The organism is Agromyces sp. Marseille-Q5079, from assembly GCF_051016555.1.
Lineage (GTDB): Bacteria > Actinomycetota > Actinomycetes > Actinomycetales > Microbacteriaceae > Agromyces.
On record NZ_JBPEJF010000005.1, the window covers coordinates 241,463 to 264,312 of the forward strand.

13 protein-coding genes are annotated in these 22,850 nt (G+C 70.8%); 2 read left to right on the forward strand and 11 right to left on the reverse strand.

The window, feature by feature from the left end:
* Window positions 1–70: 70 nt before the first annotated feature.
* Window positions 71–6,127, reverse strand: coding sequence for a pullulanase-type alpha-1,6-glucosidase (pulA, locus tag ACR3IO_RS13710; RefSeq protein WP_434071769.1), 6,057 nt, complete (start codon window positions 6,125–6,127; stop codon window positions 71–73).
* A gap of 242 nt (window positions 6,128–6,369) precedes the next feature.
* Between pulA and ACR3IO_RS13715 the strand changes: the two genes are divergently transcribed.
* Window positions 6,370–8,490 (forward strand): carbohydrate binding domain-containing protein, encoded by a 2,121-nt coding sequence (locus tag ACR3IO_RS13715; protein WP_434071770.1) that lies wholly within the window; start codon window positions 6,370–6,372, stop codon window positions 8,488–8,490.
* A gap of 114 nt (window positions 8,491–8,604) precedes the next feature.
* On the opposite strand, the gene ACR3IO_RS13720 is transcribed toward ACR3IO_RS13715, so the two are convergent.
* The 7 genes from ACR3IO_RS13720 to ACR3IO_RS13750 all read right to left on the reverse strand — a co-directional run bounded on the left by ACR3IO_RS13720 (window position 8,605) and on the right by ACR3IO_RS13750 (window position 16,375).
* Window positions 8,605–8,841: a hypothetical protein gene (locus tag ACR3IO_RS13720; RefSeq protein ID WP_434071771.1), complete on the reverse strand. Its 237-nt coding sequence runs from the start codon at window positions 8,839–8,841 to the stop codon at window positions 8,605–8,607.
* Window positions 8,842–8,969: 128 nt separating this feature from the next.
* On the reverse strand, window positions 8,970–11,540 hold the full coding sequence (locus ACR3IO_RS13725; protein ID WP_434071772.1) for an ATP-binding protein: 2,571 nt from the start codon (window positions 11,538–11,540) through the stop codon (window positions 8,970–8,972).
* A gap of 61 nt (window positions 11,541–11,601) precedes the next feature.
* A complete protein-coding gene (ccsB, locus tag ACR3IO_RS13730; RefSeq protein WP_434071819.1) occupies window positions 11,602–12,600 on the reverse strand; it encodes a c-type cytochrome biogenesis protein CcsB in 999 nt (332 codons plus the stop codon).
* A gap of 51 nt (window positions 12,601–12,651) precedes the next feature.
* Complete coding sequence (gene resB, locus ACR3IO_RS13735; protein WP_434071773.1) at window positions 12,652–14,376, reverse strand: cytochrome c biogenesis protein ResB; 1,725 nt, start codon at window positions 14,374–14,376, stop codon at window positions 12,652–12,654.
* The gene (locus ACR3IO_RS13740; protein ID WP_434071774.1) at window positions 14,360–15,115 is read right to left on the reverse strand and encodes a cytochrome c biogenesis CcdA family protein; all 756 of its coding nucleotides are present in this window, start codon (window positions 15,113–15,115) and stop codon (window positions 14,360–14,362) included. The genes resB and ACR3IO_RS13740 overlap by 17 nt, the downstream gene beginning before the upstream one ends.
* 1 nt (window position 15,116) lies before the next feature.
* Window positions 15,117–15,731, reverse strand: a complete 615-nt coding sequence (locus tag ACR3IO_RS13745) for a TlpA family protein disulfide reductase (protein ID WP_434071775.1) — start codon at window positions 15,729–15,731, stop codon at window positions 15,117–15,119.
* Window positions 15,731–16,375: a histidine phosphatase family protein gene (locus ACR3IO_RS13750; RefSeq protein ID WP_434071776.1), complete on the reverse strand. Its 645-nt coding sequence runs from the start codon at window positions 16,373–16,375 to the stop codon at window positions 15,731–15,733. Before ACR3IO_RS13750 ends, ACR3IO_RS13745 begins: the two co-directional genes overlap by 1 nt.
* Window positions 16,376–16,522: 147 nt before the next feature.
* Between ACR3IO_RS13750 and aspS the strand changes: the two genes are divergently transcribed.
* Window positions 16,523–17,866, forward strand: coding sequence for an aspartate--tRNA(Asn) ligase (gene aspS / locus ACR3IO_RS13755; protein ID WP_434071777.1), 1,344 nt, complete (start codon window positions 16,523–16,525; stop codon window positions 17,864–17,866).
* Here the strand turns inward: aspS and ACR3IO_RS13760 are convergent.
* The 3 genes from ACR3IO_RS13760 to ACR3IO_RS13770 are packed head-to-tail and all read right to left on the reverse strand — an operon-like array spanning window position 17,863 to window position 22,808.
* Window positions 17,863–19,506: a SulP family inorganic anion transporter gene (locus ACR3IO_RS13760; RefSeq protein ID WP_434071778.1), complete on the reverse strand. Its 1,644-nt coding sequence runs from the start codon at window positions 19,504–19,506 to the stop codon at window positions 17,863–17,865. The two genes, aspS and ACR3IO_RS13760, sit on opposite strands and share 4 nt — an antisense overlap.
* The gene (locus ACR3IO_RS13765) at window positions 19,503–20,432 is read right to left on the reverse strand and encodes an HAD family hydrolase (RefSeq protein ID WP_434071779.1); all 930 of its coding nucleotides are present in this window, start codon (window positions 20,430–20,432) and stop codon (window positions 19,503–19,505) included. The genes ACR3IO_RS13760 and ACR3IO_RS13765 overlap by 4 nt, the downstream gene beginning before the upstream one ends.
* Window positions 20,433–20,441: 9 nt before the next feature.
* Complete coding sequence (locus tag ACR3IO_RS13770) at window positions 20,442–22,808, reverse strand: arylsulfatase (protein WP_434071780.1); 2,367 nt, start codon at window positions 22,806–22,808, stop codon at window positions 20,442–20,444.
* Window positions 22,809–22,850 lie beyond the last annotated feature (42 nt).

The following is a 22,850-nucleotide window of genomic DNA, read 5'->3' on the forward strand; positions in this document are numbered from 1 at the left end:
GGCCGCCGAATTGCAGGAGATGAGGCGGCATCCATGCCCACCGGCCGGATGCCGCCTCATCTCCTGCGCATCACCAGACGACGAGCGGGATGGGCAGCGACCGCGAGTCGGCGAAGCCCTCGCCTGCGTCGAACGACGTGCGGATCAGGTGCACGCCGCGGGCGAGCTTCGGCAGCTGCACCTGGAACCGCCCGCGATCCTTCGCCGCGACCTCGACCGTGGCGATCGCCTTCCCGCCGTCGAAGACGGTGATCGTGCCGACCGGGCGCCCGCCGTCGACCGCGAACGTCTGGCCGACGACCTTCACGGCCGAGCCTGCCTTGACGAGCAGCTTGTTGGGCGCCGCGACGGTGACGGTCGCGACCGCGGGCGGCGGCTGCTCGTCGACGAGCACGGCGACCGAACGCGCGGGCACCGTGACCGTGCCGGTCGCGGCATCCCACGTCGTCGTCTTCACGACCGCGTCGGAACCGGATGCCTGCGCCTCGGCGAGCGCGAATCCGCGACCCGCGAGCCCGTCGACCTGCTCGGTGACCGCCTCGGGCGAGGCGTTGAACACGACGAGTGCTCCGTCGAGCTCCGGGTCGACGTCGCTGCCGACGAGGTCGTCGACGAGCATCGTGATCACGCCCGGCGTCGCGTCGGCGCCGCTGTTCGGGAACGACAGCTTCTCGTCGATGAGTTCGGCCGAGCCGAGCTGCAGCAGGTCGACCGACGAGCGCACGCGCAGCAGGTCGAGGGCGGATGCCTCGGCCGCGGCGATGTCCGCCGCCGCCGGCTTCAGCGCGGGGTCGGCCAGCAGTGGCTCCATGATCGACCACTTCTCGCCGTTGTCGGCCTCCATCGGCAGGCCGGAGCCGAACGTCGACTCCTGCCCGGTCCAGTCGATGCGGTTGAACCAGTCGCCCGAGTTGTAGCTGTTGCGATCGAGCGACTTCGAGCGCAGCAGCTCCGTGCCGGCGTGCCAGAAGGAGGGCGACTGCGAGAGCGTCACGGTCGCGAGCGACAGCGTGTTCATGCGCACGCGGTCGGCCATCGACGTATCGCGCGGGAGCTTGAACACCGAGAGGTCGTAGAGCGTCTCGTTGTCGTGCGCGTCGACGTAGTTGATGACCTCGTCGGGCTGGTCGGCGTAGCCGGCGGGCGCCCCTCGGTAGTCGAGCTCGTCGCCGCGCACGGTCTCGCCCGCGGCATCCGTCAGCTCGTACCCGCGGAGGTTGCCCGCGAGGCCGAGCTTCACCAGGTCGGTCTGGTGCCCGAGGTCGGCGAGCTGGTCGGCCTGCGACGGCGTGCCGGGCTGCTCGTTGGGATCGGTGCCGAGGCCGGTGCCGAAGCCCTGCTGGAAGGTCGACGTGCCGTCGACGGGGCTGCCGCCGTGCACGGCGTCGCGCAGCCGGTCGTTGAACGTGCCGATGCCCGTGCCGCCGAGCTGGCCCTGCGTGGCCTGCTCGAAGAGGGCGTTGTCCGCGACCTCGCCGAAGTTCCAGCCCTCGCCGTAGAGGTAGACGGCCTTGCCGTCGACGCCGTCTGCGGCGAGCGTGAGCTCGTCGAGCGCGGCGCGGACCGCGAGCAGGTTCTCCTTCGAGTGGTGTCCCATGAGGTCGAAGCGGAAGCCGTCGACCTTGTACTGCTTCGCCCAGAGCACGACCGAGTCGACCATGAGCTTCTGTGCGACCTCGTGCTCGGTCGCCACGTTCTGGCAGCAGGTCGAGGTCTCGACCGCGCCGTACGTGTTGAGCCGCTGGTAGTAGCCGGGCACGATGCGGTCGAGGACCGACTTCTGGCCCTGGCCCGCCTCGGCGGTGTGGTTGTACACCTCGTCGAGCACGACCTGCAGGCCCATGCCGTGCAGGGCGCCGACCATCTCGCGGAACTCGCTCACGCGGGCGCCGCCGTCGGCGTCGACCGCGTAGGAGCCCTCGGGCGCCTGGAAGTGGAACGGGTCGTACCCCCAGTTGAAGCCGTCGAGGTCGCGGATGCCGGCGATGCAGGCCTGCTGCTCCGGCGAGGCCGGCCCGAGCGACGCGAGGTCGCAGTCGGGCGTCGCCTGCGCCGCCCGCTCCTCCTCGATCGTCGCGAGGTCGAAGGTGGGCAGCAGGTGCACGGTGTTGATGCCGGCGTCGGCGAGCTGCTCGAGCTGCGCCGTGCCCGCCGAGTCGGCGGTGAACGCCTTGTACGTGCCGCGCTCGGCCTCGGGCACGCTCTCGTCGCCGATCGAGAAGTCGCGCACGTGGAGCTCGTAGATCGCACGGTCGACGGGCCGGTCGACGACGGGCGCCGCCGTATCGGCCCATTGGGCGGGCGCCAGCGCGTCGTCGTCGAGGTCGACCACGACGGTGCGCGCCGAGTTCGTGGTCAGCGCGACCGAGTACGGGTCGGTCACCGAGTTCGTCTCGATCGCGCCGGTGGACGGGGCGAACACATCGACGCTCCAGCGGTACTCGTCGCCCGCGACGAGGCCGGCGACCGACCAGGTGCCGTCCTCGTCGTCGCGTTCGGCGGCGAGGACCTCGGGGTCGCCCGTGGCGCCGGCATCCCAGCGCTGGATCGACACCGACTGCGCGGTCGGCGCCCAGACGCGTGCCGTCGCGCTCGTGCCGGCGTCGTTCCACTCGAGGCCGAGCGTGGCCGTCGCCACGGCGCCGCCGTAGACGTGGTCGAGCACGCCGGGCAGCTGCACCCCGGTGAAGGCGCTCAGCTCGCCGCCCGTCACCTGCGCGACCGCGAGCTGCTCCGTGAGGAGCTGCTCGACGTCGGCCCGGTCGAGTCCGACCGGGTGCAGGGCGACGAAGCCCTCGAGCGCGGGGAACGTGGCGAGCTGCTCGTCGGTGAGCCCGTCGGGGTCGACCTCGAGCTCCACGGCGCCGCCGCCGCCCGTGACCGCGCCGTCGGCGACCGCGAGGGTCGCCTCGACCGAGTGCTGGAGGGTGAACTCGGCGTCGTCGGCGGATGCCGCGCCGAGGAGTTCGGCCGGCCAGGCCAGCGTGTCCTCGCTCACCCAGTGCGCGCGGGACTGGCCGCTGCCGGCCAGCGGCGGGTCGCTCACGACGATCTCGAGCACGTGCGTCGCGATCGTGTAGCGGAACTGCACGAGCTCGCCGTCATTCGTGGAGAAGGTGTGGTTCGCGCCGCCGGGGGCGCCGCCGACGCCGTAGTTCTCGTCCCAGCTGCGGCCGTGCGCGACCTTCACCTCGTACGACCCGGTCGGCAGCGCCGAGGTCGAGTACGTGTACACGCCGTCGCCCTCGCCGTCCTGCATGAGGGTCGCGAGGCATTCGGGCTGCCAGTCGCCGGGGCAACCGACCTCGGACTGCAGGCTGCCGGGCAGGGTCACCACCGGGCCCTCGGCCGTCGAGGAGAAGACATGCGTCGTCGGGTTCCAGAAGAACGTGATCGGGCTGGTGCCGTCGGTCGAGTACGAGGCGTTGCCGCCGTTCGGCTCGCCGTTCACCCCGTAGTTGAGGTCCCAGCTGCCGTTGATCGCGACCTTGTACTCGTAGTCGCCCGCCGGGATGGCGAAGGTGCCCTCGTAGATGCCGTCGGCGCGGAGCGTCAGCTTCGCGACCTCGCAGCCCGGAGCCCAGTCGCCCGCGCAGCCCATCTCGGAGTTGTGGCTGCCGGGCACCGTCACGAGGTCGATCGGCTGCTCGGGCTCCTCCTCCTCGACGAGGTTCACGGCGTTGCCCACGCTCGCGTAGGTGCTGGCCGCCGAGCGCTGGCCCGCGGCATCCGTGGACACCGCGCGGTACTCGATGAGCGTGCCGTCGTCGAGGCCGGCCGTGTCGTGGAAGACGCGGGGGCTGGTGTCCTCGGCGGTGCCGAGCACGTTCCAGGCGTCATCGCCGGTCGCACCCGCGACGCGCCACGCGAAGCTCGTCTCCTGCCAGGTCGCGTCGTCGACGTCGGCGACGACGGGGGCGATGCCCGAGACGCCGGCGCCCGCCGCCGGGGTCGAGACGGTGATGGCGGATGCCGCGTCGGGGGCGCTCACCGTGCGGTCCGCCTTCCACACCACGGCGCCGAGCGCCGGCACGGTGATGGATGCCACGCCGTCGGCGTCCGCAGTGACGGCGGCACCGTCGCCCGACAGCACCGTGAACGCGCCGTCCTTCGTCAGCGTCGGCACCTCGACGGTGCGCGGCTCGTTCGCGTTGTTCGCCGCGACGAGGTACTCGACCTTCTCGGTGCGGTCGACGCGACTGAACGCGTAGACGCCCGCGCCGTTGTCGACGTAGCGCTCGATCTGGGCACCGGTCGCGAGGGCGGGGTGCGCCTGGCGCAGCTCCGAGAGCGCGGCGATGTGCTCGTAGAGCGGGGCATCCGTGTCGTAGCGGTCGACGCTGCCGGCCGTCTCGCCGGTCACGAGCTCCTGGTTCTCGTACTCGTCGACCTGGCTCGCGAACAGCGTCTGACGGGCGCTCTGGTCGCCGCCGATGCCGGCGAAGCCCTGCTCGTCGCCGTAGTACACGACGGGCTGGCCGCGCGTGAGGAAGAGCAGTTCGTGCGCGAGCTCGTCGCGCTGCAGCGGGGCATCCGTCGACTGCAGGAAGTAACCCACGCGACCCATGTCGTGGTTGCCGAGGAAGGTCGGCAGCGCCGTCGCCGACGAGTCGGCCGTCGTGTAGTAGTCGTCGCCTGCGAACAGCGACTGCAGGTTCTTCGCCGAGTTGCCTGCGGCGAAGCTCACCGCCTGCGACTGGAACGTGAAGTCGAGCACCGAGTTCATGTCGGTCTTGCGCACGTACGGCGAGAGCTTCTGCGGGTCGGCGTCGTAGACCTCGCCGAACATGAAGAAGTCGTCCTTGCCCTGCTCGTGCGCGTAGTCGAGCACCTGCGTCGACCACTGCTCCCAGAACTCGAAGTTGACGTGCTTGGCCGTGTCGATGCGGAACCCGTCGATGCCGAGGTCGATCCACTGGTCGTACACGTCGACGAAGCCGTTCACGACCGTCGGGTGCTCGGTCATGAGGTCGTCGAGGCCCACGAAGTCGCCGTACGTGACCGACTCGCCCTCCCACGTCGAGTCGCCGCGGTTGTGGTAGAGCGTGGGGTCGTTCAGCCACGCCGGGACCTTGAGGTCCTGGTCCTCGGGGCGGATGGTCGGCGTGTACGGGAAGCTCGTCGCGGCGTCGAGCGTCGGGAACGGCGTCTGGCCGTCGGCGTAGTCGGCGAGGTCGATCTCGTCGCCGGCGGCATCCGTGTAGGGGCTCGTCGCCTGGTCGATGTAGGAGTACTGCTGCTCCTCGTAGTCGATGACGTCGGCCGTGTGGTTCGTGATGATGTCGAAGTAGACCTTGATGCCCTTGGCGTGCGCCTCGGCGATGAGCGCCTCGAGCTCGGCATTGGTGCCGAGGTGGGGGTCGATCTGCGTGAAGTCGGTGACCCAGTAGCCGTGGTAGCCGGCGCTCGCGTTCGCGCCCTCGCCCTGCACCGGCCGGTTCTTGAAGCTCGGGGTGAGCCAGATGGCCGTCGTGCCGAGCCCGTCGATGTAGTCGAGCCGGTCGCGCAGGCCCTGCAGGTCGCCGCCGTTGTAGAAGCCCTTGTGGGAGGGGTCGAAGCCCGTGGTCAGCGCGTCGCCCGTGAGCCCGCCCTCGTCGTTCGAGGGGTCGCCGTTGGCGAAGCGGTCGGTCATCACGAAGTAGAAGCTCTCGTCGCTGCCCGGCTGTCGCACGGGGTCGACGGCGAGCGCCGCGTCGTCGGCCTCGGAGTAGGCGCCGCGGAGTCCCGTCGCCTCGAGCCCGACCCGCTTCAGGGTGTCGTCGAAGACGACCCGCACCGGGGTGTCGCCCGCGACGGTCAGCGGGATGTTGTCGCCGCCGCCGTTCAGGCCGTAGGACTCGTCCCAGGCGTCGTTCACGGCGACCTTGTACTCGTAGGTGCCGGCCGGGAGCGTGAACTCGGCGGCGTAGACGCCGGGCGTCGCGGTGGCCAGCAGCTCGGTCTCGGCGCAGTCGGGCGCCCAGTCCGCGGCGCAGCCGAGCTCGTCCTGGAGCGACCCGACGAGGGCGAACGTGCGGGGCTCCTCGGCCGCGGCGGCGATGCCCGGCACGACGGCCAGGGCGGATGCCGCGAGTGCGGTCGAGACGGCGAGTGCGAACCAGCTTCGAGCACGTGCCTGTTGCGTCATCCTTGACTCCCGATTCCGGGCACGACTGCGTGCCACCGACATTGGTGCCGAAGCTAGCAGTGGCCGGAAGGTTAATGCAAGCGCTTGCAGAATTCTGGTGAACCGCTTGCGGTGGATTCCAGCCTGTGCCTATCTTTGGGGGCAGTCGTCGTCGTGACGCGGCCGCCGCATCGACGCGGCGGCGGCGCGAATCGCCCGGACTCCCGGCCGGAGAATCGCTGATCTGCAAAGGATTCAGTCCCATGTCAGACCATCCGATCGACCACGCCTCCGGCGTTGTCGAATCCCGCAAACGCTTGCGATTCCTCGCAACGATCCTTCTGGGGGCGCTCATCGCGACGCTCCTCGCCACCGTGCCGTCGCCCGCCGACGAGACCGCCGACGCCGCCGCACCCGGACCGCGTGACACCACGGCCGTGCTCTTCTCCTGGACGTGGAACGCCATCGCCCGCGAGTGCACGGACAACCTCGGACCGGCGGGCTACGGGTACGTGCAGACCTCGCCGCCGCAGGAGCACGTGCAGGGCTCCGAGTGGTGGACGTACTACCAGCCCGTCAGCTACCGCATCGAGTCGCGCCTCGGCACCCGCGCCGAGTTCAAGGCGATGGTCGACACGTGCCACGCCGCGGGCGTGAAGGTCATCGCCGACGCCGTCATCAACCACATGAGCGGGAAGAGCGCAGGCGGCACCGGCTGGGCGGGTTCGTCGTTCCAGCACTACGACTACCCGGGCATCTACCAGTCGCAGGACTTCCACTCCTGCCGGCGCGACATCGCGAACTACCAGAACCGAACCGAGGTGCAGGAGTGCAACCTCGTCAACCTCTCCGACCTGAACACGTCATCGTCGTACGTGCAGGGCAGGATCGCCGGCTACCTGAACGACCTCGTCTCGCTCGGCGTCGACGGCTTCCGCATCGACGCCGTCAAGCACATCGCCGCGAGCGACATGCAGGGCATCCTGTCGAAGGTGAACGACCGCGCCAGGCTCTACGTCGTGCAGGAGGTGATCCGCGCCAACGAGCCGATCCAGCCCGAGGAGTACACCTCGTACGGCGACATCCACGAATTCGCCTTCGCGCGCAAGCTCAAGGAGGCCTTCGGCGGCGGCACGATCAACTGGCTCGTCACCGGCAACGGCATCGGGCCGAGCTGGGCCGGCTTCCTGCCGAACCAGAACGCGGCCGTGTTCGTCGACAACCACGACACCGAGCGCAACGGCGAGACCCTGAGCTACAAGGACGGCGCGAGCTACGACCTCGCGCAGATCTTCACGCTCGCGTGGAACTACGGCTCCCCCTCGATCCACTCCGGCTACGAGTTCTCGAACAAGGAGGCCGGGCCCGCGCTCGCCGGCAACGGCGAGGTCGTCGACGCCGTCTGCGGGCAGAACGGCTGGACCTGCAAGCACGCGCAGACCTCGATCGAGAACATGGTCGGCTTCCGGGTCGCCACGTACGGCACGGCGGTCACGAACCGATGGGACAACGGGTCCTCCGCCATCGCATTCGGCCGCGGCGACAAGGGATTCGTCGCGATCAACCGCGGCGGATCGCTCACGCGGACGTTCCAGACCTCCCTGCCGGCCGGCGCCTACTGCAACGTCGTCGTGGGCCTGCCGACCTCGAGCGGATGCTCCGCGGGAGGTGTCGTGACCGTGAACGCCGCCGGCCAGTTCACCGCGACCGTCGACGGCAACCAGGCGCTCGCCCTGCACATCGGTGCGAAGGCCGGCCAGGGCGGCACGGACCCCGGGACCGATCCCGGCACGAATCCCGGCGCGGGCGACCTCACGGTGTACTACTCGACCTCGAAGGGGTGGAGCGCGTACAACGTGCACTACCGGGTCGGGTCGGGCGCCTGGACGACCGCTCCCGGCGTCGGCCTGACCGCCGCGTGCGCGGGCTGGGTGTCCAAGACGATCACCGGTGGCGCCTCCGGGGTCACGGCCGCGTTCAACAACGGATCCGGCACCTGGGACAACAACGGCGGCAACGACTACGCGCTGAGCGGCACGATCGCGACCGTGAACGGCGGCGTCGTCGGGTCGGCGAATCCGTGCGGCGGCACGCCGCCGACCACGACGACCACCGTGTACTACGCGACCGGATGGGCCGCCGCGAACATCCACTACCGCGTCGGCACCGGATCGTGGACCGCGGTGCCCGGTGCCGCGATGGCCGCCGCCTGCACCGGCTGGAAGGTGAAGACGATCGAGCTCGCCGGGTCCACCGGCATCACGGCGGCCTTCAACAACGGATCGGGCACCTGGGACAACAACGGCGGCAACGACTACGCGATCGGATCAGGCCCGGTGAAGGTGTCGAACGGCACCGTCACCGCCGGCGACCCGTGTAGCTGAGAGACCTCGCGGCTGCCGAGCCCTTCGGCGCCGCGAGCCGGGAACGGGGCGGCACCGGAGCGATCCGGTGCCGCCCTGTGACGTGCTTCACCCGTGCTCGATCCCGTGGCCCGATCACAGCATGCGACCGACCGCGACCGTGCGGAACCGCTCCTCCTGCAGCTGCGCGGCGACCTGGCGGCGCTCGTGCCGTTCGGCGAGCTCCTCGCGGCTCAGCTCGCGGCGCCGCGGGCGCGTGTCGCCCCACGCCGTCAGGGCGAGCCCGGCGCGGCGCGACATCCGCCGCAGCATGGTGCGGGGTGCGATCGGGCCGATGGATGCCTGCCCGGTTCCGACGAGTGCGGTGTTCATGATGTCCTCGATTCCCTCGGTGCGCCCCGGTTGATGAGCACACCTCAGTTCTACGGCCGGGCGGTCGTACCGCTCATCGGCGACGACTACCGAGATCTCACCGAGTACCTACCGAGATCTGCCCGGCGTCACGCCGGGAGCACGCCGAGCCGCCGCGCCGTGCGCACGGCCTCCTGACGGGACGGTGCCTCGAGCTTCGCGAGGATCGCCGCGACGTGGCTGTCGACCGTGCGCACCGAGACCACGAGCCGCTCGGCGATCTCGACGTTGGTCAGCCCCTCGCCCAGCAGGGCGAGCACGCCGACCTGGCGATCGGTCAGGCCCTCGGGGTTGCGGCGGGTCGGGCTCGTCGGCCCGCGCGGGATGCTGCGCACGCCGCGGGAGCGCAGCTCGGCCCGGACCCGGCGCGCGAGCGGCACCGCTCCGAGCCGGTCGAGGATTCCGAGCGCGGCGACGAGGTCGGCGTCGTGCGGGCTCTCCGCGAGGGCTGCCGCCTCGTGGTACGGCGCGCCGACCTCCCGCCACCGGTCGGCGGCGCCTCGCCAGTCGCCCTGAGCCTGCACCGCGAACGGGTGGTCGACGTCGGGCGCGCCGACGTCGACGCCCGCGTGTCGCAGCAGTGCCGCGAGCTCGGCCTGCTGGTTCACGGCGCCCAGTCGCGCGGCCTCCGCGTGGGCCGGCGCCGCGATGGCGATCGCCTCCGATGCGTCGCCGCGGAGGAGCGCCGACTCGGCGCGGGCGATCGCCACAGGCCCGGTGCGCTGCCATTCGCCGAGCCGGGTCGCGACGGCTCGAGCCTCGTCGAGCGTCTCGTCGCCCTGCGGATCCCCCCGCCTGACCTGCGCCGTGCCGATCACCGTGAGCGCGACGCAGTGCGCGTGCGGAAGCGCCTCGCGCCCGTGCCCGGCCGCGGCGACGGCGTCGTCCCACTCGCCCCTCGCGAGATGGAGCCGCGCCCGTTCGACCTGCTGGTAGGTCCAGAGCCCCATCACCTCGGCGCGCGACGAGAACTCGAGCGCCGCTTCGAGGTGCCGCTCGGCGAACTCGAGGCGGTACTGGTCGAGCAGGCTCCACACCAGGTTGACGTGGGCGCGGGCAGCGTCGTCCATGAGGTTGCCCTCGGCCGCGACGGCGCCCGCCTCGACGAGTTCGGCGATGCCCTCGTCGCGGTTCAGCAGCAGGTGCGCCGTGCCGAGGTTGTTGAGCGAGTGCGAGAGCGCCCGCCGATCGCCCGTCTCCCGCGCGATCGCGACCGCCCTGGGCGCGAGCTCGAGCGTGCGCGCGAGGTCGTGCGCGAGCATCGCCAACTGCGCCTCGTTGCTCAACGCGAGGGCGAACAGCGCTCGGTCGCTCGAATCCACGAGGCAGTCGGATGCCTCCCGCGCCGCGGCCTCGGCCTCGGGTCGCTGCCCCGCCAGCCAGTGGAAGCGCGACGCCCACCGGAGGCTCGCCCCGAGGGCGGTCGCATCGCCCGCCACTCGCCGCGCGCGGAGGACCTCCTCCTGCACCGCGACCGCCTCCTGGTCGTACCCGAGCACGTAGAGCTCGATCGCGTACGCCTGCATGAGGTCGACGCGCTCAGCCGGTTCGAAGGCGTCGGCATGCTCGAGCGCGGCCCGGTAGTGCACGACGGCCTGCCGATGCGCGCCGTTCACCGAGGCGTCGCGGGCGGCGCGCGGCGCCCACGCCGCGACGACCTCGGCGTCGCCCGCCGCCAGGGCGTGCGACACGATGCGCGCGGGATCCGCGTCGAGGTCGAGCAGCACGGCCAGCACGCGGGCGTTCAGCTCGATTCGTCGCGCGGCCGGCATCGCGTCGACGATCGCGCGCCGGGTGAGCTCGTGCCGGAACGCGACCCCCTCGGGACGCACGGTGAGCAGTCCACGCTCCTCGGCCGCGACGAGCGCCCCCGTTCCGCCGGGCACCAGGGCCGCGACCTCCGGGGCGGACACCGCCGACGGGATGACGGCGAGCTGCTCGACCTGCGCCCGGGCCTCGTCGGGGAGGCGGTGCACCCGACCCGTCACGGCGTCGACGACCGAGCGCGGCACGTGCGCGGCATCCGCCGACGCCACCAGTTCGCCGACGAAGTACGGGTTGCCCTGCGTGAGGTCGAACACCTGCCCCGGGTCGAGGCCGCGCTCGGCCGAGATCTCGCGCACGGCGTCGGGCGACAGGCGCGCGATCGCGAGGTGCCGCACGTTCACGTGCAGGTCGCCGAGCAACCGGGCGAGCGGATGCCCCTGATCGACCTCGTCGTCGCGATACGTCAGCACGATGAGCACGGGGAGCGCGTCGATGCGCCGCGCCAGGAAGCTCATCGCGTCGAGCGTGGCCTCGTCCGACCAGTGCAGGTCCTCGATGACGAGCACCGTGCCGGGCGCCGACGAGAGCTCCTCCCAGAGCGCGTCGAAGACCTCCTCGCGGTCACCGGCGCGGAGTGCCGCGGCCAGCCTCGGTCCGACGAACGGCGTCAGGTCGCGCAGCGGCCCCAGCGTTCGCGGCGTGGCGAGGGCGTCGCACGCTCCGACCAGCACGCGGCATCCGTCCGGCGGGTCGGCCTTCAGCGCTGAGACGAGGCTCGACTTGCCGATGCCGGCCTCGCCGTGCACGAGCAGCACCTCGCCGCGTCCGTGGAGCGCCGAACGCGCGGAGGCGGCGAGCTCGCCGAGCTCGCGGCCGCGCTCCAGCAGCTCCATACAGCGATGGTGCTCCCGCGAGGGCGGGCGCGCAATGCCCGGGGGCTGCGCCCGTCGCGGATCAGAGGCCCGAGTAGGCGTGCAGTCCCTTGAAGAACAGGTTGACGACGGTGAAGTTGAACATCACGGTCGAGAAGCCGATGATCGCCAGCCACGCCGAACGCGAACCGCGCCAGCCGCGCGTGGCCCGCGCGTGGATGTACCCGGCGTAGACCACCCAGATGATGAAGGTCCACACCTCCTTGGTGTCCCAGCCCCAATAGCGGCCCCACGCAGCCTCGGCCCAGATGGCGCCGGCCATGAGGGTGAACGTCCAGAGGATGAAGCCGATGATGATGACCCGGTACGCGAGGTTCTCGAGCGTCGCGGAGTCGGGCAGGGTCGCCAGGAACGAGCGCTTCGCGGCCTTCGCGCTCGCGACGATGGCCTCTCGCCTGGCCTGCATGAGCTGCACGACCGAGAGGGCGAAGCCGAGCGCGAGGAAGCCCACGGCCGAGGTCGCGACGAACACGTGGATCACGAGCCAGGCCGACTGCAGTGCCGGCGGCAGCGGCACGACGCTGACGTAGAAGTTCACCGTCGCGATGCCGAGCAGCACGAGCACGAGGCCCGTGATGAACGTGCCGAGGAAGCGCAGGTCGTGCTTGGAGACCACGAGCACGAGCAGGTAGACGGTCGTGATGACGAGCGTGCCGGTGAGCGCGAACTCGTACATGTTGGCCCACGGCACGCGGCCGGCGGCGAGCCCGCGCGTGATGTCGGCGGCCAGGTGCAGCGCCCACGCCAGCACGGTCATGGCGACGCCCACGCGCAGCGACGGCGAGCGACCGTAGGCGACGCTCGCTCCGTCGACCCCTCGAGCGGCCGCGGCGGGCGTCGCGGCACCGGCCGTCGTCGCCGAGCCCGAGGCGCCCTTCGCGGCGGCGCCGACCGCCGCAGGTGCGGCGACGCCCGCGGAGACCGGGGCGCCCGACGCGGCATCCGCGGCCGCGGTCGCGGCCGCCGAGCGGCGCGCGAGGTCGATCGCGTAGGCGATGAAGGCGATCGCGTAGACGGCCATGGCCGAGTACACGAGCGTGATGGAGATGTCGTCGAGCGTCACGCTACAACCTTACGTCGTGGGTTTCGCCGGATCACCGGCGGTTTCGGGGGCGTCCTCGGGTGCCGGCCCACCATGGCGGTCGGCGAACGAGCTCACGGCGTCGTCGAGCCCGGGATCCTCGCCGCGGGCGAGGCCGGCGTACTCGAGCACGACCGAACCGTCGGGGCGCGTCGCGGCCTTGACCCACACGCGGCGGCGCGGGATGAACAGCGACACGAGCAGGCCCGCGATGATGAGGATCGCGAAGACGAGCACCCAGCCCTGCGAGGGATCGCGATGGATGTCGAAGCTCGCGAAGCGGTCGACGCTGTGCGAGTAGTCGCCGTCCTCGGCGTTCGGGAGCCCGTCGGGCGTCGCATCCTCGAAGGTGACCGTGCCGAGCCCGTTCGGCAGCTCCTGCGTCTCGCCGGGCATGAGCTCGATCGAGTCGACACCCGTCTTGCCGCCGGTGAGCTGCTCCATGGTCGACGGGTCGAGCGTGTAGACCGAGGTCGGCGTGCCCTCGTCGATGCCGAGGTCGCCGGCGTAGACGTTGAGGGTCAGCACGGGATAGACGAGGTCGGGGTAGGTGGACGCGAACGCGCCCGAGTCCAGCGTGGTCTGCGTCGGGTAGAGGAACCCGATCATGCCGAGCTGCTCGGGCATGCCGTCGGGCACCTTGACGACGCCGATGGAGGTGAGGTTCGCGTCCTGCGGCAGGAACGGGATCGCGTCGGTGAAGACGACCTCGCCGTCGGCGTTCGTCACGGTGATCGTCGGCGCGTAACCGTTGCCGAGCAGGTACACGTCGGTGCCGTGCACGCGCAGGGGGTGGTTGACCTTGACCTCGCCCTCGGCGACGCCCTCGCCATCGCGGCCCGTGATGCCGACCTCGGCCGTGAAGTCGACCGGCTGCCCGAGGGCGTCCTGGTTCTGGGTCTCGTAGACGGCGTCGAGGTCTTCGAGCGTGAGCTTGTACGGGTCGAGGGTGGCGTCGTTGAAGAAGCGACCCGGGTTGAACGAGTCGTAGGCCGCGAGCGTGTTCACGAAGGACTGCCCCTCGACCACCACGCGCTGGCCCGCGAAGCCGAAGCCGCCGCCGATCGCCACCGTGACCAGCACGCCGAGCAGCGCGGTGTGGAACACGAGGTTGCCGGTCTCCCGGAGGTAGCCGCGCTCGGCGGAGACCGAGGGCTCGCCGCGCAGGTCGTACCGCTCGATGCGGTAGCCGGCCCGCTTCAGGTCCGCGGCGGCGCGCTCGATCGCGGCATCCGCCGTCTCGCCGTCGGGAAGGGCGCGCTCGGTGTAGCCGCCGAGCCTCGCGAGCCGCGCCGGCGTGCGAGGGGGCCGGGCCCGCAACGCGTCGAAGTGGTGCTTCGTGCGCGGGATGATGCATCCGATCAGCGACACGAACAGCAGCAGGTACACGGCCGAGAACCACGCCGACGTGTACACGTCGAACATCTGGAACCCGTCGAGCACGGGCGCGAGGTTCGGGTTGTCGGAGAAGTACTGCGTGACGCCGTTCGGGTCGCTCGAGCGCTGCGGCACGAGCGAGCCGGGCACGGCCGCGATCGCGAGCAGCAGCAGCAGCAGCAGCGCCGTGCGCATGCTCGTCAGCTGCCGCCAGGCGAAGCGCATCCACCCGACGAAGCCGAGCTTCGGCTGGGCGACGGATGCGTCGACCGAGGGTTCGGGCGAATCGATGTGGTCGTCGGGGCGCGAGAGCGCACCCGGGTCAGATCGCGGGGACAAAGCCGGAGATCACCGCCTGCAGTTCGTACATCCAGATGGTCCAGAGACCGGAGAGCATGAGCACGCCGATCGCGATGAGCAGCGACCCGCCGATGATGTTGATCGCGCGGATGTGGCGGCGCAGGAACGCGAGCGAGCCGGTCACCCATCCGAAGCCGAGGGCGACGAGCAGGAACGGGATGCCGAGGCCGAGGCAGTACGCGAGGCCGAGCAGCACGCTGCGCCACACCGAGCCCGAATCGGCGCTGAGCGAGAGGACGACCGCGAGCGTCGGACCGATGCAGGGCGTCCACCCGAGACCGAAGACGACGCCGAGCAGCGGAGCACCGGCGAGCCCGGTCGCGGGGCGCCACGACGGCTTGATCGTGCGCTGCAGGAACGTGAACTGCCCGATGAACACGAGCCCCATGACGATGAGGACGACCCCGAGGAACCGCGTGATCACGTCGCCGTACGCGTTGAACCAGGCGCCCGCGACCCCGGCGAGCAGGTTGAACGTGACGAACACGAGCGTGAAGCCCGCCACGAAGAGCAGCACGCCGAACACGAGCCGGCGACGGTACCGGCGCTCCACGGCGGCATCGGACGACGCCTCGACGAACCCGCCGATGTAGCCCAGGTAGCCGGGCACGAGCGGCAGCACGCACGGCGAGAGGAACGAGACGATGCCCGCGGCGAGGGCGATGGGGACGGCGGCGAGCAACTGCCCGTTGAGCACGACCTCTCCGACGCCGCCCACGCTAGGCCTGCTCGTCGAGCACGCGGTCGACGATCGACGAGAGGATCGAGGCGTCGGTGAGCTGGCCGAGCACGCGGGCGGCGACGCGCCCCTCCTGGTCGAGCACGATCGTCGTTGGCACCGCGGCGGGCGGCACGGGGCCGGCGAACGCGAGCTGCGCCTCGCCCGACTCGACGTCGATGATCGACGGGTACGTCACGCCGTAGGTCTTCTCGAAGGATGCCGCGGTGTCGGCCTGGTCGCGCACGTTCACGCCGATGAACGCGACGTCGGCCTCGTCGTAGCCCTGGTGCACCTCTTCGAGGATGGGCGACTCGACCCGGCAGGGGGCGCAGCCGGCGTACCAGAAGTTCACGACCGTGACCTCGCCGAGCGTGTCGGCGGAGTCGAACGTGTCGCCCTCGACGGTCTCACCCGAGAACGAGATCGTCTCGCCGCGGTCGTCGGCCGCGTACTCGGAGATGCTGCCGTCGCCGGCGATGTAGTTCTTGCCGCTGCCCTCGCGGAACTGGTCGGCGAGCGGATCGCTCGTGCAGCCGGTCAGGAGCAGGGCGGATGCCGCGACGAGCGCGGCGACGGCGGCTGCGGGCCCGCGCCCGCGGGTGGTTCGGCGCATCACACGGCTCCCACGTCGGTGGCCTGCGCGGCGAGGCCGGAGGCGGGGTCACGGTAGTCGACCTCGACGAAGCGGTCGCCGCGACGCTCGAGCGTGGTGATGCTCGAGAGCGCGCAGCGACGGCGGCGCGGGTCGTGCGCGAGCGATTCGCCCGCGAGCCTGCGATGCACCATCCAGATGGGGAGCTGGTGGCTGACGACGACGACGTCGCCCGAGTCGACGCCGTGCCAGGCCTCGTCGATCGCGACGAGCATGCGGGTCGCGATCGAGCCGAAGGCCTCGCCCCAGCTCGGCTCCCACGGGTTGATGAGGAAGCGCCAGTTGCGGAGGTCGCCGAGGGCGCCGCCGGGGCCGGTCATGCGCTTGCCCTCGAAGCGGTTCTCGGGCTCGATCACGCGCTCGTCGAGCGTGGGCTCGAGGCCGAACGCGGCGGCCACCGGCTCGGCGGACTGCTGGGTGCGCTGCAGCGGCGACGCGATCAGCGAGGTCACGGGGCGCTCGGCCGCGAGGAGCAGGTCTGCGGCGGACTGCGCCATCTTGCGCCCGAGATCGGAGAGGCCGTACCCGGGGAGTCGCCCGTAGAGCACGCCCTGGGGGTTGAAGACCTCGCCATGGCGCACGAGATGGATCTGCTCGGCAGGCACGGTCTCCAGTCTAGGGAGCGCGATCCTTTGAAATCGCCGAGCGTTCGGCCTCCCGGACCGCATCCGGCGGCGCCGCGTCGGGCCAGGGGTACCGCATTGACCGGTTAGCCCGTTCGTCCCCCTCCCGCCCCAGTAGGATTGACCCTCGTGAACGAACGCACCCTGGTCAAGAACCTCGCCGCCCTCCCCGACGGCCCCGTCACGATCGCCGGATGGGTCGAAACCGTCCGCGATCAGAAGAAGGTGCAGTTCGTCATCCTCCGCGACGAGTCCGGCGCCGTGCAGGTCGTGAACCCCGCGACCCGCGAGCTCGAGGAGGGCGCCGACGACGCGGCATCCGCTCGCCTCGCGACGACCGAGGCCATCTCGGCGCTCGCGCACGGCTCGTTCATCCGCGTCAGCGGCGAGCTCAAGCACGACGAGCGCGTGAAGCTCGGCGGCCTCGAGGTCAAGCTCGCGTCACTCGAGGTCGTCTCCGAGGCCAACCCCGAGACGCCGATCGCGGCCGACTCGAGCCTCGACAAGCGCATGGACTGGCGCTTCCTCGACCTGCGCAACCCGAAGCAGGCGCTCATCTTCCGCATCCAGACCACCTTCCTGCACGCGCTGCGCGGGGTCTGGGTCGAGAAGGGCCTCATCGAGATCCAGACGCCGAAGCTCATGGCCTCCGCCTCCGAGTCGCGCGCCGAGCTCTTCGAGGTCGACTACTTCGAGGGCAAGGCGTACCTCGCCCAGAGTCCACAGTTCTTCAAGCAGATGGCCCAGGCCGCGGGCTTCGGCGGCATCTTCGAGGTCGGCCCGGCGTTCCGCGCCGACCCCTCGTTCACCTCGCGCCACGCGACCGAGTTCACCTCGGTCGACACCGAGATCAGCTGGATCGACTCGCACGAAGACGTCATGGCCCTGCATGAAGAGCTCATGGTCGCCGGCTTCCAGGCCGTCGTCGACGCGCACGGCGCCGCGATCCAGGAGTACTTCGGCATCGAGCTTCAGGTGCCCTCGCGCCCGTTCCCGCGCATCCCGCTCGCCGAGGCCAAGCAGATCGTCGCCGACCGCGGCTACGTGGTGCCCCGCGCCGACGCCGACATGGACCCCGAGGGCGAGCGCCAGATCTCGGCGTACGTCAAGGAGGCGTTCGGCCACGACTTCGTGTTCCTCACCGACTACGCGTCGAGCATCCGGCCGTTCTACCACATGCGCCACGAGGGCGACCCGAGCCTCACGAACTCCTACGACCTCATCTACAACGGCGTCGAGATCTCCACGGGCGCGCAGCGCGAGCACCGCATCGACGTGCTCGTCGAGCAGGCTCGCGACAAGGGCATGGACCCCGAGGAGCTCGAGTTCTACCTCGACTTCTTCCGCTACGGCGTCCCGCCGCACGGCGGCTTCGGCATGGGCCTCGCGCGCGTGCTGATGCTCATGCTGGGCGAGTCCTCGATCCGCGAGACCACGTACCTGTTCCGCGGCCCGACGCGCCTGCTGCCCTAGTCGGCGGCGCGGGTCGTGCGCGGCCCGGCGACGGCGGCCTCGAGCGTCGGGTACACGCGCCCGGCCTCCTCGAGGCCGCTGAACCAGCTCGTGCGACGGGCGATGTCGGCGCCGCCCGCGGGTACCGCCGCCAGGCGGAGCTCGACGCCCTGGTCGGCGAGTTCCCGGTCGAGGTCGGCCAGCGTGTCGAGCACGGTGATCGACGTCGTGACGAGGTGCGTGAGCTCGAGCGCCACGGCCCGCAGCCCCGGAGTCGCGTCGACCGCGGCGAGCACGGCGTTCTCGTTCGCGAGCACGTTCGCCGTGTAGAGCGGTCCCTCGAGGCGTACGGGCAACACGTCGTCGACGACGGCATCGGTCACGACCCGCAGGCGGTTCAGTTCTCGCAGCACCACGATCAGCGTCGAGACCACGCCGATGGCGACGGCCGGCAGCAGGCCGGCGGTGAGGCCGACGACGGCCGTGACGAGCGCGATCCAGAAGTCGACCCGGCTGATGCGCGCGAAGCGCACGAGCGAGCGGATGTCGATGAGCCCGATCACGGCGACGAGCACCAGCGATGCGAGCGTCGCCTGCGGCAGGAGGCTGATCACCGGCGCGAGGAAGAGCACGACGAGCAGAGCGAGCACCACGGTGGTGATCGACGCGAGTTGCGTCCGAGCGCCCGCCGCCTGGTTCACCGCGCTCTGCGAGAACCCGCCCGCCGCCGGCAGCGTCTGGAAGAACGAGCCGACGGCGTTCGCCGCCCCCGTCGCGAACAGCTCCTGATTGCTGTCGATCTGCGCCTCGCCCGGCTTGCGGATGCCGCGGGCGACCGCCGCCGACTCCAGCAGGGCCATCACGGCGATGGCGAGGGCGCCGGGCAGGAGCGCCCCGAGGTGCGCGAACGACGGCAGCTCGGGCGGCGGGAACCCCTGCGGAACGGGGGCGATGAGTTCCACTCCCGCGGCTTCGATGCCGCCGAACGCGACGAGGAGGATGCCGGCGGCCACCACCACGAGCGGCCCGGGCACCCGGGGCACCCAGAGCTTCAGCCCCACGAGGACGACGATCGATCCGGCCGACAACGCGATCGTGGCGAGGTTCGCCGCGGGCAGCGCCTCGACGACGGCCACGAGCGACCTGATGAACCCGTGCCCGGAGAAGTTCGTCGTCTCACCCAGCAGCTTCGGCAGCTGGCCGACCGCGACGGTCGCGCCGACGCCGATCTGCACGCCCACGAGCGTGGCCTTCGAGATGTTCTCGACGAGCGACCCGAGCTTCGCGAGGCGCGCGAGCAGGAGGATCACGCCGACGAGCAGGGTGAGCCCCATGAGGTCGGGCACCGGGTCGTCGGAGCCCGCCGCGACGCCGGCCGAGACCAGCGTCGTGGCCGTGAGCGTCGCGATGGTCGACGTCGTCGAGACGCTCATGGCCCGCGAACCGCCGAGGAGCGCGTAGACCAGCATCGGCACCATGCAGGTGTAGAGGCCGACCTGCACCGGCAGGTTCGCGATGGTCGCGTACGCCATGGCCTGCGGGATGACGACCGCGCCCGCCGAGAGGCCGGCGAGGACATCCGGCCCGAGCCACGCCCGCCGGTATCCGGCGAACGTCGGCAGCAGGACCCGGCGGTGGCCCGCGGTGACGCCTGGACTCACCCTGCCGCCGGATCCACGAAGACGCCCGCCCAGTCGTGCTTGACGCTGACCACCGTGTACCCGCGCTCCTCGGCCGCGGCGAGCGCGGCATCCGCCCCCTTGTCGTAGGGCGGGTCGCCGCGGCCGGTGTCGTCGTCGTGGTGCACGAGCAGCGCGAGGCCGTCGCCCTTGCGGGTGAAGTCGAGCATCTGCATGTCGCCGTTCGAGTTGCCGCCCGCGATGAGCGGACGGCGGCCGATGCGGCTCCAGATGCGCACCGGCTTCTGCGGACCGTCGTCGAAGAAGTCGAGATCGGCGGCGTACCGCACCTCGTGCGTGTCCTCGTCGTAGGCGAGCCCGAGGGCCGACCCGACGACGTGCTCGGGCGGGATGCCGTAGTACTCCTGCGTCATCGGGCGCATGAAGTCGCGCTCTCCTCCTGAGACGATGTACACCGTGAAACCGTGCGCCTCGAGGTAGCGGAGCAGCTCGACCATGGGCCGGTAGACGGCGTCCGCGTACGGCGTGCCGAGCGTCAGGTGCTTCGCGTTCTCGTAGAACTCCGAGACGGATGCCGCGTAGTCGTCCACGCTCAAGCCGGCGGTGACGCCGACGAGCGCGCCGATGAGCACCTTGAGATCGCTGTCGTCGCCCTCGTAGTGCTTGTCGACGGCCCCGCCGAGCCACGCGTAGTCCCCGGTGACGGCGGCCTTGTAGGGCTGCCGATCGGCGAGCGACGGATCGGCCTCGGCCTGCTTGCGCCACTGCTCCACGACGTAGACCAGCTGCGTCGGCATCGGCTTCTCGGTCCAGAGGGTGCCGTCGTTGTCGAACACGGCGATGCGCTCGGCCTCGGGCACCGCGTTCGGACCCGTCGTGACCCGTTCGACGAACGACTCGACGGCCGAGCGCGTGTCGGTGTCGCGCCACGAGGCGAGGTCGGTCATGAGCGCCTCCTACTGCTTCAGCATGGCGACGGCGAGCTTGTGCTCGTCGTCGATGAGGTGGGAGTGGTCGTCGTCGCCGAGGTCGATGCGCACCCAGCTCAGCGTTCCCGTGAACTCGTTGCCGGTGGCCGCGTAGTCGCTCGATACCGGCGAGGCGAGGTCGGCACCGACGTCGACGGTCTCGTCGAAGCTGAACTGATACGGGATCGTGCGCTCCACGCGGCCCCCGCCGAGCTCGTCGTCGCCGGCGAACAGCGTGACGGTGCCGCCCTTCGCCACCCCGCCGCCGTCGTACGCGAAGTGGACGCGCAGCTCCTGAGCGCCGACCGGCACGTCTGACTCGGATCGCACGATGTCAGTGGTGATGCCGAGCAGGTTGTACGCGAACGCGAGCTTGCCGTCGACGGCATAGAACGACCAGCCGCCGTAGGCGCCGCCCTGGGCGAGGATGACGCCGTCGGCGCCCGCGTCGGGCACGTCGGCCTGCGCCGTCACGGTGAACGACTTGTTCTTGATGTTGATCGTCGTGTTCTCGCTGAGCCGCCGCATGCCCGGGTAGAACTTCTGCGACGTGCCGACGACGAGCTCGGGTCGCCCGGCGATCTCGGGGTTCATGCGCTCGGCCGAGCGGATGTCCATGGGCAGCACGTTGAAGCGGGCGGCCTGCACGAGGAAGAGCTGCTGCAGGTGCGCCAGCTTCTCGGGCTCCTGCGCGGCGAGGTCGTTGGACTGGGTCCAGTCCTCCTCGACGTTGTACAACTCCCAAACATCGTCGTCGAGGCCGTGGCTCGAGGCCAGCCACGGGTCCTTGTGCTTGGCGACGGCCGTCCAGCCCTTGTGGAAGATCGCGCGGTTGCCGAGCATCTCGAAGTACTGCGTCGTGTGCCGCTCGTCGGCATCCGCCTGGCCCTCGGCGAACGTGTAGTTCATCGCCGTGCCCTCGTACGGACGCTGGGTCACGCCGTTCACCGTCGACGGCTCGGGGATGCCCGCGGCCTCGAGCACCGTCGGGGCCACGTCGATCACGTGGCTGAACTGGTTGCGGATGCCGCCCTGCTCCACCCCGCCGTTCGGCCAGCTGACGATCGTGCCGTTGCGGGTGCCGCCCCAGTGCGAGGCGACCTGCTTGGTCCACTGGTACGGGGTGTCCATGGCGTGCGCCCAACCCACCGCGTAGTGGTTGTACGAGTTCGGGGTGCCGATGTCGTCGATGTGCGCGGCGACGTACTCCTCGGTCTCGATCTCGTTCATGTGGTTGATGGTGAAACCCTCGTTGGTGGTGCCGTGCATCGACCCCTCGGCGGAGGCGCCGTTGTCGCCGATGATGACGTAGACGAGCGTGTCGTCGAGGATGCCGAGCTCCTCGTAGGCGTCGAGCAGCTTGCCGACGTAATGGTCGGCGTAGGCGAGGAAGCCGGCGTAGACCTCCATCTGCCGGGCGAGCGCCGGCTTGATGACGTCGCTCATCTCGTCCCACGACGGGATGCCGGGGCTGCGCTCGGTGAGCACGGCGTCGGCGGGGATGACGCCGAGCTCGAGCTGACGGGCGAAGGTCTCCTTGCGCACCTCGTCCCAGCCCTGGTCGAACTTTCCCTTGTACTTGTCGGCCCATTCCTTCGGCACGTGGTGCGGCGCGTGCGTCGCACCCGGCGCGAAGTAGGTGAAGAACGGCTTGTCGGGAGCGAGCGACTTCTGCTGGCGGGTCCAGTCGATGGCCTTGTCGGTCATGTCGGCCATGAAGTGGTAGCCCTCCTCGGGCGTGCCCCACGGCTCGATCGGCGAGGTGTTCTCGTAGATGGCTGGGTACCACTGGTTGGTCTCGCCGCCGATGAAGCCGTAGAAGTACTCGAAGCCGCCGCCCGGGTGGGGCCAGTGGTCGAACGGGCCGACCGCGCTCGCCTCCCAGACGGGGACCTCGTGGCACTTGCCGAACTGGGCGGTGTTGTAGCCGTTGAGCTTCAGCGTCTCGGGCAGCGGCGCGCAGTTGTTCGGTCGCACCGAGCTGTAGCCGGGGGCGCTCGTCGCGATCTCGGTGATGCCGCCCATGCCCACGGTGTGGTGGTTGCGCCCGGCGAGGAGCGCCGCGCGGGTGGGCGAGCACAGCGCCGTCGTGTGGAAGCGGGTGTACTTGAGGCCCGCTGCGGCGACGCGCTCGAAGTTCGGCGTCTGCACCGGACCGCCGAAGGCGCTCGACGCCCCGAAGCCCGTGTCGTCGATGAGGACGACCAGCACGTTCGGCGCCCCCTCGGGCGGCAGCAGGCGCTCGATCGGCGGGTAGTGGGTGTCGGGGTCGGTCGCGTCGTACGTGACCGTTCCCGTGTACGCGAGGTCGGGGATCGGCAGTGCCCCCCGCTGGATGTCCTCGTTCTTCGCCATGGTGCCTTCGCTTCCCCTCATCGGCGGCGGTGCCGCCATCAT